Source organism: Candidatus Accumulibacter propinquus (assembly GCF_056856495.1).
In genome coordinates, this window is sequence record NZ_JBSEHC010000003.1 from 954,096 (window position 1) to 967,441 (window position 13,346).

Here is a 13,346-nt window from a genome sequence, read left to right on the forward strand (position 1 = left end):
ACCCTCCGGGGGCGATGCCAATATACTACACCAACGCCCATCTAATCGCCCTCAATAGCCAGATTCCGATGAGCGCGAACTCTGCGCAGGACGGATGGCTCAAGGCGGATATCGCCCAAACGACAGCACGCTGTCGGCTGGCCTTCCTACACCTGCCACGATTCAGCTCCGGGGAAGGCAGCGACAATGAATCGACAGACGCCCTGTGGAGAACACTGGCGGCTGGCGGGGTCAGCATTGTGATTGCCGGGCACGATCATCTATACGAGCGCTTCGCGTTGTTGAATGCTGAAGGATCGGTGGATGAAAGCGACGGCATGCGCGCCTTTACCGTCGGTACGGGGGGCGCCATGCTGGACAGGAAGCCACTATGGGCTCGCCGCCATTCCGATAAACTCATTACGGGTCGTTGGGGCGTGCTGAAACTTGAACTTGGCAAAGACGGCTACCGCTGGGCCTTCCTCGACACAAAGGGCCAGGTGGCTGACAGCGGAGAAGGCAAATGCAGGACCCGGTGAGAGTTCTGCCGATTGCCTGGATGAGTACGCCCATCGCTCACTGCTACCTGCCCGATCAGATCCTCCCCTATCACAGCACCTCCTTCACCTCCCTCGCGACCTCATCAATCACCGCATCCCGGTTCTTCTCGATGAAGTTGAAGACCCAGCGCACGATTGCCCATCCCGGCAGACCGCAGCCGAAGATCAATCCGCCCAGCGCCACGAGCCCGATCCCCCACTCCTGCAGACGGAAGTACTGCACGGTGATGGCCCCGCCAGATGCCGGTGACCACTGTGCTCATCACCCCGACAGCCCACCCGCGTTCGTTGTGGCGTCATCAAGAAGATCACTATGGGCATATCCTTACACACAAGTCATGTTGCATAAATTGAACGCATATGTTCCACTCCTCGGACGAAGTCTCGGAGCCTCGCGAAGCCCAGCCAGAGGGTCTTGACGCCGGGTTCGCCATCGCACTTCCGGCCGAGGAAGCCGCCGAGCATGGCGATGTGCCGGATCATCTCGCGGAGGTTGGGGGGTGTGGCGGGCGGCGTTTTCTCAGCCAGGATGTATGCGCCCTTCCATTCCGCCTCACTGAACAACTCGCAGGCGGACAAGTCCGGATGGGTGCGCCCAAGTCGAACGAGGTGCGCCAAGCGCCACGCCACGACCAGGTAAACCGCCAAGGCCAGCTCGATCTTGTCGATATGTCCCAGTTGCAGGGCTTCCACCCGACAACCATTCTTCAGGACATGGAAGAAAATCTCGATTTCCCACCGCGCGCGATACCAGTCGATCAACGTCACAACAGCTTCGAAGCCGTCGGCCTCGCGATTGGTAGCCAAGCGCCATTCGATGGGCTTGACGCCTTTGGGTGCCCCGATTTCCTGAGCAATCACGCAGGTCACGGTGAGCAGTCCGCCTTGGCCGTTGGGCAACTCGGCGCGACAGGCAAAGAGCCTCTGGCGCACGAGACGGGCGGCTTGCCCGCCACGCGCGGGCAGGAGGAATTCGATCTCGCCCAGCGCTTCGCCCGCGCGGACTTTTGCCCACAGTTTGCCGCCCGCAGGAAGACAGCGATTGTGTTGGGAACGGACCAGCCAATCGGCCGGCGTTTCCAGAGCCTGCGCCCGTTGCATCAGCCCAAGAATATCGGCTTCCCGGTCGGCCACGTAGACAAGACGGGTGCCGGGCATCGTGACGGCGGCTTCGGTCACCCGTTCGTAGCCTTCTATCCAGCGGGTGCTCTCGAGAATTCCCGGACGGTTTCCGTCGGCATCCTTGAATTCCCGTGCCCAGAGCCAGGCGTCAATGACCCCCAGCGGTTCCCGGTCCGGGGTCACGACATAGGTGGGATGCAGATACAAGCCGCGCTGAGCCTCGTAACTGAGTGGCCCCAGTCCCTCGATGGACTGGCCATTGAAGTCAAGTTCGGTGGTGTCCTGCAGACACAGGACCACAGGATGCTGGCGCATTCGGACGATGGTGCGGTCCATGTGCGGTGTCAGGATGTCTTCCCATCCGAGATCCTGCTTTTTCTCGCTGGCCTGATCGAAAAAGCGGTAGACCGCCTGCGTTTCGGCCCAGCCCGAACAGGCGCCCGGGATACTCGCCGTGGGTTTGTCGGCAAAATCGCTCGCGATCTTGATCAGTCGATTGGTCAGACGACCGTCTCCAAGTTCTGCTCCGCCAAATTCTTCTGCAGCCCACTTGTCCATGCACATCGCCCCACTCAAAGGGCGCACACCATACAGCATCCCGCACAGATGGCTGCGCGCGAGATCGAAAACGCTTGCGCAATCATCGCTCCACTACAGTCACGAAATCGGCGAAACATGCTCAATGAGTTGTGTGTAAAGGTATGCACTATGGGTGGCGAGCACCACCGCCGCTAAGCAGCCAGCCACTACACGTTAGTCCCTGCTGCGTTGAAAAGCGCATATTTGCGCAACGTTAGCGACATTACAATTGCGGTGCACACGATGTCTTTCTGACAAACTCTTTCCATGAACCGAAATGCGTCAATGCCCTGTCAAATTCATCAGCATCCCATACATTTAAATCAAATGGATTTGGTGTCCTGCCTACTCTCGTCTTTGCCTCAGAAAAGGCGTTAAACAATCGATTTATGCATATTTTGAGTTCAGTTTTTGGTTGAGCATCTTGAGTCTGCTGTTCGACAGCACATACTTTTCCCGCCTTCGCCTGATGCCCCCGATTTAAATCCGGAGAACCCTGAATAATTTTTAAGAAGTTACGATAACCGCCAAACCTCTTATGGTAGAGGCGAGGGGCATACTTTCCTTGCTGGCCAAGTTCAGCAAATGTAGGCTCTCTGCCCAGAAATGCCATAACCCGAGAAAACTCATTTATTAACTCTGAGTCTGAGATTACATAGCGCTCTGGAGGAAGTCGTAATTTAAGCGCTATCAGAAGGTCTTCATCGATCTGGCGAAATTTCTGGGGCGAAACAATTTCTCGGAGCAGTGGTCCATCAGCAAAATAGTAGTTTTTAGTGAGCTTTGTGAATTCCGGCATTAACCAACACAGAATCTTGTCTTCTATGTGCCAATGCTCTGGAAACTCGCCAAGAGCAGTTCCAATCCGGTCTTCCTTCCCTTTGACAAACCTATTAATAGCTGTTAATCCCCACGTCAATCCACGGCGTTGCCTGTCTAAGAAAATTTGTTTTGATATTTTAAGCCCATGAGATAAATCCATACTTATCTTTCTTTTTAGCCACGTGCACCGTACAACTCATCGCGTATAAAATCACTAGTTCAGATTAAATGTTCGGATCTATGAGGGTTTCTGCGATCTACCGGGCCAACTGGTCGCTCAACGCTAACAGGTGCCGTCGTTTCCATCGGTAGGCTGCGTTTGGACCTGCCCAGCCAGTCCGGAGCGACAGTACCTCCTTGACCTTCCGTGAGCCATTGCTGATGCTCATAGTAGGTCGACAAGCGCTCAGCAGAGCAATACGTATCCCGCGATCTGTCGCGGGCGAGGGCGAGGGAGATGCCTTGTCCCTTGCCATGTGCGATGCTCCCTTTGATGGTTCAGAAGTAGTTTACTCCTGCCACCTGCTCGTGACCATCCAGACATTTCGCGTTGGCATACCTCACAAAACCAAAGCATACGCCATCGCAAAATCCGCCAAGACCACTCAATAATTCATGCAAAAACAACAGCTTGAAAAAACCGTACTAGATTTCCGAAGTCAGGAGGTTTGGAGAGAAACGGCCCCTAAGAGCCAGAATATGACATTTATGGGGTAAGCGAAGTCAGGAAGTTTAAGCGAAAAACCCCGCAAAACAAGGCGTTGTGCGGGGTGTTCGTTTTTGGCTCAGACAGTTTGCGTCTGGTGTCCTGGCGGGCCAGAACGTACGCCATCGCAAACGCTCTGGAGTTTGAGGGTGATGCTATCGAGATATTTGTTCGGTCGCGGATGATGTGCGGTACACGGCCACCCGCGACATCTGCGGTCCTTACCGATCACCTTCATTACCTTGCGAAATAGCAGTACGGCTACTGCATGCGACACAATCTGACGCATGAACCTTTATTCTACCTCTCATCAACAGATTGAGGAGGCAGAAATGGACGTGTCGCTGGATTTGGAAAGTACGCCCTCGAACGAGGTAGCAAATCGCTACGGTCGCCGTGGCGCTATTTTTGCCCTGCATATTCTGTTGAATCATCCGGAAGTCTGTGCCGCTTACATGGAAGATTGCGAATCCCTGCTGCGGCTGCTTGGCAAGCAGGTGGTCTGGCCCCAACCGGTCATCCAGAACCTTGGCGCTGTCCTGAAAGAAGCCGATGATGAGGCGCTTGCCCCGATCGCCGACACGGGTGGCGGCGAAGCCAGCATCTGGACGTGGATCAAGGGCCGTCACGCCTGGAATACCTACGAGAATGTCATTTCTCATCTGTATTCGAAAAACACCAGGTTGTTCATCAGAACCATGGAAGACAACCTCGTTCGGCTCAAACCCGACGCCACTCTTAAAACCCCCGCTAACCGGAATGTTCTGTTGCTTGGCAAACTGCTCGATCTGGACCCGGTCGAGCGGCGGCTTCTCGACTTTGTAGAAATGGGCACCTATGAACCCTTCCGCAACTTTCTGCGGGCGATTAACGGATTTTCGCCCCAGGACACCTACCCTCTGCTGGCAGCAGCCATTGACGCGCCTGTCTCCGCCGTTCGGACCGCGCTGCGCACGAGCGGCCCCCTGCGAAGCTACGGTCTGCTCAAGCTGGATAGTACTCCCGGCGATCTCGAAGACTTCCTGCGCCTGGATGAAGCGGGACAGATCTTCCTGACCGAGGACTTCACGACCTCGGAAGACATGTTGCGGGCCGTTCTCAAACCCGCACAGGCCTCTGGCCTCGCGGTACAGGACTATCCCCATCTCGAACGTGAATTCACCTGGCTTGTGAATTATCTGAAAAACGTGGCCAGCGGTCGGGTGAAAAGCGCCAATGTACTGTTCTATGGAGCGCCTGGCACCGGGAAATCCGAGTTTGCGCGTTTGCTTGCCGAACACGCCGGGCTCACGGCCTTCGATGTCCAGTCTGCCGATAGGGAGGGCGATTCGGTCGCTGGAAAGGCTCGCCTGAACCTCTTTGCCCTCTCTCAACGCCTCCTGTCCGAGCGGGAAGGGTCGCTGGTCATCTTTGATGAAATCGAAGATGTCTTTCCCGATATGGGTTCGGCCTTCGCCTCGCTGTTTGGGAAGGGACGTTCCAGTTCGCGTCCTGATCAGTCGAAAGCCTGGCTTAACCAGCAGCTTGAGAATTCGCCCGTTCCCGCGATCTGGATCAGCAATTCCATCGACGCCATCGATGAGGCATTTTTGCGTCGCTTCACCTTTCACATTGAATTCCGGACGCCGCCGAAAGCTGTCCGCGAGCGGGTGATCAGGCGCTGCCTGGAAAACACGCCGGTCAGTGACAAGTTGGTGACTTCGCTGGCCGCCGACGACAGCCTGTCCCCCGCGCAGGTGAATCAGGCAAGCCGCTTCGCCTCGCTTTGTCATGCCAAACCTGGCGAGATCGACGAGACGGCCTTGCTGAACGCGATCCAGTCCAGCCAGGCGGCGATGGGTCGCAGCCACCAGGCCAACAGTCAGCTTGCCGAGACTGCGCGCTGCAATTTCTCCTATCTCAATCTCGATAGCGAAATGCCGGTTGCGAAGATCGAGCAGGCGCTGCGCCGGCACACGGCGGCCACCTTGTGCTTCTACGGCGTTCCTGGGGCCGGCAAGACCTGTCTCGCACGTCACCTGGCTGATGCCATCGGTCGGCCGCTGATGATCCGTCGCGCTTCCGACCTGCTTGGCAAGTACGTCGGCGAATCGGAGAAGCGAATTGCACGGATGTTCCGTGATGCCAGCCAGGAAGGCGCGGTCCTCCTGCTCGATGAGGCCGACAGCTTTCTGCGCAGCCGGCAGCAGGCGCACAACTCGTGGGAAGTCACGCAGGTCAATGAACTGCTGCAGCAAATGGAGGCCTTCGACGGTATCTTCATTTGCACCACCAACCTGATGGACGATGTAGACGAAGCGGCGCTGCGGCGCTTCGCCTTCAAGCTACGCTTTGATGCGCTCACCCTGCCCCAACGGGAAGCACTTTTTGCCGAGGCCGTCTTCGGCGACCCCGACGTGCTCCTGGATCTTCCCGTTCGTCAAACACTGCAGAAACTGGCTGGCGCTACACCCGGCGACTTCGCCACCGTGAAACGCCAGGAACGCCTGCTCGGTGAGCGTTATACGCCCGAGAACTTCCTGCTTTGCCTTGAACGTGAGTGCGCCCTGAAAAAGGATGGGAAGTCCACTGCCATCGGCTTTCTGGGATAGGCGAGATGAACAGCGCCTTGGTCCGCAACAGCGATACGCATCCGATCCGAATCGATTCCGTCCAGCCCGGTGGCGGCTGGGGGCTCATTGGCATGTCGTTTTGCCCTGGCAAGAAGCAGCGCAATGCGAGAACAGGCCACTGGCAGCGTGACCTCGCCACCGATCTGGCTCGCGTGCGCCAATGGGGCACCCGAATCGTCGTCTCGCTGGTGGAGGAGCACGAACTTGGGGAACTCCAGGTCGAGACGCTGCCTGGCGACGTCGAGCGTCTGGGAATGAAGTGGCTCTACCTGCCGATCCGTGACATGTACCCCCCCGGCGGGTGCTTCAGGAGGCTCTGGCCACAACTGGGCCGCGAGATCATGGCGACACTACAAGCCGGCCAGCGCGTTTTCCTTCACTGCAAGGGCGGTCTGGGCCGAACGGGAACCGTCGCCGCTTGCTTGCTGATTGAATCGGGCATGTCGGCCGAGGAGGCTATTGCTCAGGTCAGGTTGGCACGCCCGGAGACGATCGAAACGGCTGTTCAGGAATGGTTCGTAATGACCTACAGTCCGACTTTCTTGAACGAGGCCATTCTGTGAAGTTCCGGTATCTGGAGAGCAAGAAATGCGAGACGTGTAATTCGAGCGCCCGTTTACTGTGCTCAAGGGACGATCTCAGCGCCCCACCAGGTTCCAGCCAGACCGACTCGGCATGCATGTGCCGTTGAAGTCGCATGACGCAGGGTTTCGAACAATCTCCAGCAACAGATCGTTGACACTCGCAATTGACGGAGAACGTAATGGCAGCAGTTCTCATTTCAAATTTCATGGTAGCGAGTGGTGAGGGTAAGGACTGTTGGATGGGGTAAGTCAGCCGGTGTCTGGGGCGTTGGGAGCGAGGCGCTGCTGCATGAAGCGCATGAGGTGATCCCAGTCATCGAACGGCAGGTACTGTAGCAAGGCGCGCAGGTGTTCGAAGAAGGTGCGGCGGGAGGGCAGCAGGCCGCGTACCTTGGCGTAACGGGTGTCCATCCAGTCCAGGGCGGTATGGACCAAGAAGGCCAACAAGATCAGTGTGGCGAACAGGTTGGCCAAGAAGTGTTTGCCGTGTCCGAAGTTGTGGTCGAAATGGTAGCCCTTGGTCTTGAGGGTGTTGTTGTTCTCGTTCTCGATTTTCCACCGCGCCCGCCCGGCGGAAGCCAGAGCGGCGACGTTGTGGTCGGTGATGGCATGCGAGGTGGCCCAGGCGTTCTTGAAGACGATGGCACCGCGGGCATCGGTGGTGACCAGTTCCAGCCAGTTGGCCATCACGGCATCGTCCGTGTTGCGCAAGGGCACTTGATGGACATAGCGATAGGTGTCGGTAAAGTGCTTCTTGCCGACACGTCGCGCCTGTACGACGCGGCCGAGTTGCCCGTTGCGCTGGAAATCGTCGACCCACTCGTAGAGCGTGGCATGGGATTCGGGCTTGCAGGTGAACAGGAAGTCGGCCTGTTGCGCCCGCACCCGCAGGCAATGCGACTGATGGCAGTACAGGTCGTCGCCCAGGTAGGTGATGCGCCACGGGCGGTAGCGCTCGCCCCAGCGCGCCAGCCAGCGGGCCGAGGCGGCCAATTCGCAGTCCTGCTTGTCCTGGCCGTCCTGGGGCTGCACGAATTCCGGCGGCAACGGGATGGCGTTCGCCTGGCCCGGCGCCACCAGCACCGGCGTCACGGCAATGTGGCGATAGAGAACCCTGCCGTTCTTCAGGCGCGTCTCGCCGCAACCGGCACAGGAAATGTTTTCCGAGGAGAAGAAATCAGTGCCGTCCAGGGCAATCAGCAAGGTGTCGTTGATCGAGCGAAATCCCGTCAGATAGCCTTGCTGGTACAGGGCATCGCCAATTTCGGCCATGACCGGGTATAACGATCCCGGCGGCACCGGATCCAGCAGATTGCGAATCTGGTTATCACAGGGAATTTCATGCACCCCGAACAGCGAAGAGGCATTGTTCCGCCCCAACTGCTTCTGCATCCTGACTTGGCTATCGAGGAAGGACGGACTTTGCGAGAAAAAGACGGCGAAGGCCGACAGGGCCGCATCCTCCATCTCATAGAGCCGGGCGTTGCTTTGCTTACGCCCGTCCGGCAAAGCCCGGAATGCATCCCGAACCTTCTCGATCAAGGTGACGGCGGGGCTCGGCAGGGGAATGGGGGCAACGGTCGAAATGGGCTGGGCGCCTGAAAAATCATCGATACTTCGATCAATTTCGAGGTTAACACCATATCACACTGTTTAACATAATTATTTTTATGATATCCGGTGATTCCCTCAATCTTCATAGCCCAAGCCTGCCAATCTTCGTGCGCCAACCTACACCAACAACCGCCTTGCATGGGTTTGAAATGAGAACTGCTGACGTAATGGATGAGTTAAGACACTCAGCAAGAATTGTGTTATGGACCGCGGCAATCAGTTTTGCCTTTGTGTTCAAAATATGTGAAACCCCATGGGAAATCATCGCAGTTATTGAGACGCCGCTGATTTTGGGGTTGTTTTCGCTTCATGGGAAGACCGGGTGAGCGTCTGGCACGCAAGACCGCACCAAGTGCGGAACCAAGTTCAGGGAGAAACATGATGAGCATTGCCGCAATCTTGATATTTGGCGCCTTGTGCATCGCTTTTGGCGGATGGTTCGTGATCCTGGCCGTTGCCATGCTGTGGGCGGTTGGCTGCACCATCTGGGCCAACCTGTTATTCCAGACAAGCTTCTGGATGCCGGCGGATGGAAACACCTACCTGTTGTGGGGTCCGGCATCAATTCCGCTGATGATCGCGTTCACCCTGATCGGTTGCCTGCTCTTCGGCGGGTTCTTCAAGCAGCAGGGTTTCATCAAGTAAGAAGGAAGCGCTCGTGCAACCCGTGCAAGCACCATTCTGCCGCGTGTGAGCGGCCTGCCCGCGACGACCGGGCAGAGCACGTGGCCGATTGGCTGGCATTGCCTGCAGCACTGGGCTGGTCAAGACAATGGTTTCTCTAAAGTATTCTTGGGGAATGCCGTTCAGAATAAATAGAGCAGGTGGGAGATCACTTGGCAAGAAACGGGCCAATGAAAACTGAACCTTCGTTGAACCAGGTCAAGCGCCAATGGATCATCCTGACGGTCGTGCCTCAGGCCCGCGAACCCGCGAAGTCGACTGAAGACATCCACCGCCTTCTCGTCGAACAAACTCGCGAAAACATCAGCAAGCGAACCGTCGAGCGCGATCTCGATTCGCTCAGCAAAGAGTTTGATATCAGCTATCGGGCAGAGGGAAAGACCCATTACTGGGCATGGGAGAACGTACCCAGGATGTGGCTGCCTGGCTTGACTGCAGAGCAGGCGCTGGCGTTCTACATGGTCGAGCAGAACCTCAAGTCCCTCTTGCCCGAAGCCACACTGCAAAGCCTGACACCGTTTTTCCGTGCGGCCGAAGCCAAACTGGACGCGATGCCCCGTAGCGTGAGGTCCTGGAAGAAGAAGTTTCGGCTGATCGACTCGACCCAGAGGCTCAACCCGGCAACCTTGTCGCCGGATGTTGCGCGGGCTGTTCGCGAAGCGCTGCTGGACGACAAGGCCTTGCGGGTGACCTACCATGATCGAACCGGGCAGCAGACGTTTCAGGCCAGGTTTCTGCCGCTGGCACTCACGCAACGGGGTGTCGCCCTCTACTTGATCTATTCAAATCTCGACCTTGAAGACCGCTGTCCACGCTTCATCCCGATGCACCGAATCGAAACCGCCACCCCATCGCTCGAACGCGCCCCACCCGTGACATTCGATGTCGATGCTTTCCTTTGGGCGGGGCAGCTTGGCTTCGGTCACACGTACCCGATCCGGGTTGGGAGCAACCTGGACCTGGTCGCGGCTTTCAGCAGAAAGGCCGCGGAGCGTCTGGCAGAAACGCCGCTAGGCGAGGGACAGGTTTCCGTCGCGTGTGACGATGAACGTACGATCGTGAAAGTCAGTGTCAAATTCTCGGGTCAGCTTCTCTGGTGGCTACTCAGTTATGGTGCGAACGTGGAGGTTCTGGAGCCGCCGGTCTTGCGAGAGTTGATGGCTCGCACGACAAGGGCTGCGGCTAGCCAATACGAAGTCAGCGGTAGCTCAGCAGGCCTGTTTGGTTCAGGGAGTAGTTGATCCTATTTTCCTCAGTTGAAAGAACAAGAATTGCTGCACGACAGGCGCCAGAGCTCGTTCTCATCAGTGACAAAGACAGGAGCGCCCAACACGGCTTTGACAAGGGCCTTCCTCGCTTTATTGAGTTTACTGACCTTGAATGTGTCGGCCGGCGACTTGGTTGCTGTCCCGATCGCAAGGCAGGGTAGTTGCCCAAGCGGCTATTCATCAAGCGGCAGCTATTGCCGGCCGAGCGAAAATGCGAAGTTTGCCATCGAGAAAGTCGGCGGCTGTCCCAGTAGCTATTCGACCAGTGGCAATTATTGTCTCGCCAGCTCCAATGCAAAGCTGGCAATTCCGAAAGTTGGGACTTGCCCAAGTGGCTATCATTCAAGCGGCGACTATTGCTTGGCCAACAAATGAACGAGGTGCCTTCATGCGCAAGAAGACCGCCACATCCTCGCTGCCGCTGGCTCCCGCAAAGACTGCCAGCGCTGACGCGGACGGCCGCAATGCCTATCGCGAACCGCCGAGCGAAAACATCCGTATCGTCGACGCACTCCCGGTTCCCCTGGCCTTTCCATGTCCCGACAAGAGCAAAATTCTTTTTGTCCAAAGCGCCCCGCTGCCGCAAATTGAACTATTGGCAGAACCTACCGCACAACTCGCCGGAACGCGGATTTCCACCCGCACCCACAGCATCCAGCGACGTTCACAGAACATTCGTATGTGGGTATACGATCTGAGCAGCAGAAAGAACACCGAGGTATCCGCTCCACTGCGTACCTTTTACCGCCCCCTCTGGTCGCCCGACAGCAGGAAGATTGCCTTTCAGGTCAAAGTCCGGACGTGCGTCGAACTCTGGGTCGCCGATGTTGCCGCTGGCACATCCAAGCGTCTGGGAGACGTCAGGCTCAACAATATCCTCACCGATGGTGAAGGCTACAGCTGGCTGGCGGACAGTCGCACGCTTCTTGCCATGCTGGTTCCCGACACCTACAAGAAACCGCCGAATCTGCCCGAGCACCCCGAGGGACCGATCATCAAGGAGGCTGCGGGAAAGAAGTCGCAACTGCGCACCTTTCAGGATTTGATTTCATCCTCGACCGACGAGGCCACTTTCGCGTACTTCGCCACTTCACAACTGTCCTTCATCAATACCGACACCGGGGAGGTGACGAAGGCCGCCAAGCCCGACTTCTATGAAAGGGCTTGCGTTTCACCTGATGGTTGCCACATTCTCGTCAAGCGTCTGCGTCGCCCATTCTCCTACCGGGTCCCTTATGACTGGTTCGCCGCATCATTCGAAGTTCTTTCCCGCAACGGTGTTCTGGAAGAAACAATCGCAGTGCGCGACACGCAAGACGAGGTTCCTCGGCAAGGCGTCGTCACCGGGCCGCGCCTTCTCCAATGGCAACCCTATCACGCTGCCACGCTGGTGTGGGCCGAAGCGCAGGACGGTGGCGACCCAACGCGCAAGAGTGATTTCCGCGAAACTGTCTACCGGTGGGACGCGAACGCTTCAACCCCGCCTCAAACGGTCGCACGCCTCGCCGAGCGCCTCATCAAGATCGAGTGGCTTTCTGCCAGGGACGAAGCCATTTTCCGCGAATACGACCGCGAGAAGCGTTGGCGGACTGTCAGCCATACGACGCTCACCACCGACGGCGAGACCCACCGAACAACCCTGTTCTCGCTGAATCGCAACGATGACTATGCCAACCCTGGCGATTTCATCACTTTAATTCTTCCGTCAGGACAAACCGTTATCCCCATGGAAGACGATGTCGTATTCCTCGCCGGAGAGGGGGCTAGCCCCGAGGGGACTCGACCGTTTCTCGATCGATTCAACATCAGGACGAAGGAGAAGGCGCGTGTCTTTCTCGCTGCGGCAGGGCACCACGAATCGTTCTGTGCTTTCACGGATCCTGGGAAAAGAAGGATCCTGATCTGGAGCGAATCCCCGCAGTCGCCACGGAACCTTCTTGCACTTGATCTTGATGATGGAAAGCGAACAAGGATCACTGATGTTCAGCCTCCCTCCCAAGAACTCTCGCGTATTCGCAAAGAGATTCTCAAGTACAAGCGTGCGGACGGCGTCGAACTGTCCGGCACGCTGTACCTTCCGTCCGACTACGATGGTCGACGGAAGCTTCCCGTCATCATGTGGGCCTATCCGCGCGAATATTCGACATCTGCCGAGGCAGGCCAAATCCGGGGCTCTTCGGTGACATACACGTGGCCATCGCCACTATCTCCGCTTCATTTCGCCCTGCACGGATACGCCGTCCTCGATGAGGTCGCCATGCCCGTCATCGGTCCGCCGGAAACCGCCAACGACACTTTCGTTGCACAAATATCGTCTTCGGCCCGGGCTGCCATCGATGCGATGGACGCACGCGGCATCATCGACCGCCAGCGCGTGGTGGTCGGCGGGCACAGCTATGGCGCCTTCATGACCGCGAACCTGCTGGCACAAACAGATTTTTTTGCCGCTGGCATTGCGCGAAGCGGCGCCTACAACCGCACGCTCACTCCCTTTGGCTTTCAGGGAGAACGGCGCTCCTATTGGGAGGCGCCCACCATCTACAGCAATCTCTCGCCCTTTGCGGCGGCAGACAAAATCAAGTCCCCTCTGCTGCTGATTCATGGACAAGTCGACAGCAATTCCGGGACATTCCCCGAGCAGTCCGAGCGCCTCTTCCAGGCGATTTCCGGCCAAGGGGGAACCGTACGCCTGGTGATTTTGCCTCTCGAGGATCACTCCTACCGCGCCCGCGAGTCGGTACTGCACACCCTGGCAGAAATGATCGCGTGGGCCGATCGCTTTGCCGGACGCGGACGCGTCGAGAGTTGAAGATCTC

The 13,346-nt window shown here is 57.4% G+C and carries 10 protein-coding genes; 6 read left to right on the forward strand and 4 right to left on the reverse strand.

Annotated elements, in window-relative coordinates; translation table 11 throughout:
* Positions 1-14 precede the first annotated feature (14 nt).
* Positions 15-518, forward strand: coding sequence for a metallophosphoesterase family protein (locus tag AC15MQ_RS10400; RefSeq protein ID WP_483080060.1), 504 nt, complete (start codon positions 15-17; stop codon positions 516-518).
* Between the two features lie 70 nt (positions 519-588).
* Here AC15MQ_RS10400 and AC15MQ_RS10405 read toward each other — a convergent pair whose 3' ends face one another.
* From AC15MQ_RS10405 to AC15MQ_RS10415, 3 genes are all read right to left on the reverse strand, one after another.
* Positions 589-762 carry a hypothetical protein gene (locus AC15MQ_RS10405; RefSeq protein WP_483080061.1) on the reverse strand — a complete coding sequence of 58 codons (174 nt, stop codon included), beginning with the start codon at positions 760-762 and terminating at the stop codon, positions 589-591.
* A 113-nt stretch (positions 763-875) separates the two neighbouring features.
* Complete coding sequence (locus AC15MQ_RS10410) at positions 876-2,237, reverse strand: IS4 family transposase (protein WP_483080637.1); 1,362 nt, start codon at positions 2,235-2,237, stop codon at positions 876-878.
* 226 nt (positions 2,238-2,463) lie between these two features.
* Positions 2,464-3,222, reverse strand: a complete 759-nt coding sequence (locus AC15MQ_RS10415) for a homing endonuclease associated repeat-containing protein (protein ID WP_483080062.1) — start codon at positions 3,220-3,222, stop codon at positions 2,464-2,466.
* 878 nt (positions 3,223-4,100) lie between these two features.
* Between AC15MQ_RS10415 and AC15MQ_RS10420 the strand changes: the two genes are divergently transcribed.
* Positions 4,101-6,359, forward strand: coding sequence for an AAA family ATPase (locus tag AC15MQ_RS10420; protein WP_483080063.1), 2,259 nt, complete (start codon positions 4,101-4,103; stop codon positions 6,357-6,359).
* A 5-nt stretch (positions 6,360-6,364) separates the two neighbouring features.
* The gene (locus AC15MQ_RS10425; protein WP_483080064.1) at positions 6,365-6,943 is read left to right on the forward strand and encodes a cyclin-dependent kinase inhibitor 3 family protein; all 579 of its coding nucleotides are present in this window, start codon (positions 6,365-6,367) and stop codon (positions 6,941-6,943) included.
* A gap of 270 nt (positions 6,944-7,213) precedes the next feature.
* On the opposite strand, the gene AC15MQ_RS10430 is transcribed toward AC15MQ_RS10425, so the two are convergent.
* Positions 7,214-8,506: an ISNCY family transposase gene (locus tag AC15MQ_RS10430; protein ID WP_483080065.1), complete on the reverse strand. Its 1,293-nt coding sequence runs from the start codon at positions 8,504-8,506 to the stop codon at positions 7,214-7,216.
* Positions 8,507-8,959: 453 nt separating this feature from the next.
* Here AC15MQ_RS10430 and AC15MQ_RS10435 point away from each other — a divergent pair, with 453 nt between their 5' ends.
* From AC15MQ_RS10435 to AC15MQ_RS10445, 3 genes are all read left to right on the forward strand, one after another.
* Positions 8,960-9,223, forward strand: a complete 264-nt coding sequence (locus AC15MQ_RS10435) for a hypothetical protein (RefSeq protein ID WP_483080066.1) — start codon at positions 8,960-8,962, stop codon at positions 9,221-9,223.
* A gap of 209 nt (positions 9,224-9,432) precedes the next feature.
* On the forward strand, positions 9,433-10,503 hold the full coding sequence (locus AC15MQ_RS10440; protein ID WP_483080067.1) for a helix-turn-helix transcriptional regulator: 1,071 nt from the start codon (positions 9,433-9,435) through the stop codon (positions 10,501-10,503).
* Between the two features lie 415 nt (positions 10,504-10,918).
* On the forward strand, positions 10,919-13,339 hold the full coding sequence (locus AC15MQ_RS10445; protein ID WP_483080068.1) for a S9 family peptidase: 2,421 nt from the start codon (positions 10,919-10,921) through the stop codon (positions 13,337-13,339).
* Positions 13,340-13,346 lie beyond the last annotated feature (7 nt).

Coding starts and splice junctions, on each gene's coding strand:
- AC15MQ_RS10400 (WP_483080060.1), top strand. CDS start 15: ATGCCAATATACTACACCAACGCCCATCTAATCGCCCTCAATAGCCAG.
- AC15MQ_RS10415 (WP_483080062.1), bottom strand. CDS start 3,222: ATGGATTTATCTCATGGGCTTAAAATATCAAAACAAATTTTCTTAGAC.
- AC15MQ_RS10420 (WP_483080063.1), top strand. CDS start 4,101: ATGGACGTGTCGCTGGATTTGGAAAGTACGCCCTCGAACGAGGTAGCA.
- AC15MQ_RS10425 (WP_483080064.1), top strand. CDS start 6,365: ATGAACAGCGCCTTGGTCCGCAACAGCGATACGCATCCGATCCGAATC.
- AC15MQ_RS10435 (WP_483080066.1), top strand. CDS start 8,960: ATGAGCATTGCCGCAATCTTGATATTTGGCGCCTTGTGCATCGCTTTT.
- AC15MQ_RS10440 (WP_483080067.1), top strand. CDS start 9,433: ATGAAAACTGAACCTTCGTTGAACCAGGTCAAGCGCCAATGGATCATC.
- AC15MQ_RS10445 (WP_483080068.1), top strand. CDS start 10,919: ATGCGCAAGAAGACCGCCACATCCTCGCTGCCGCTGGCTCCCGCAAAG.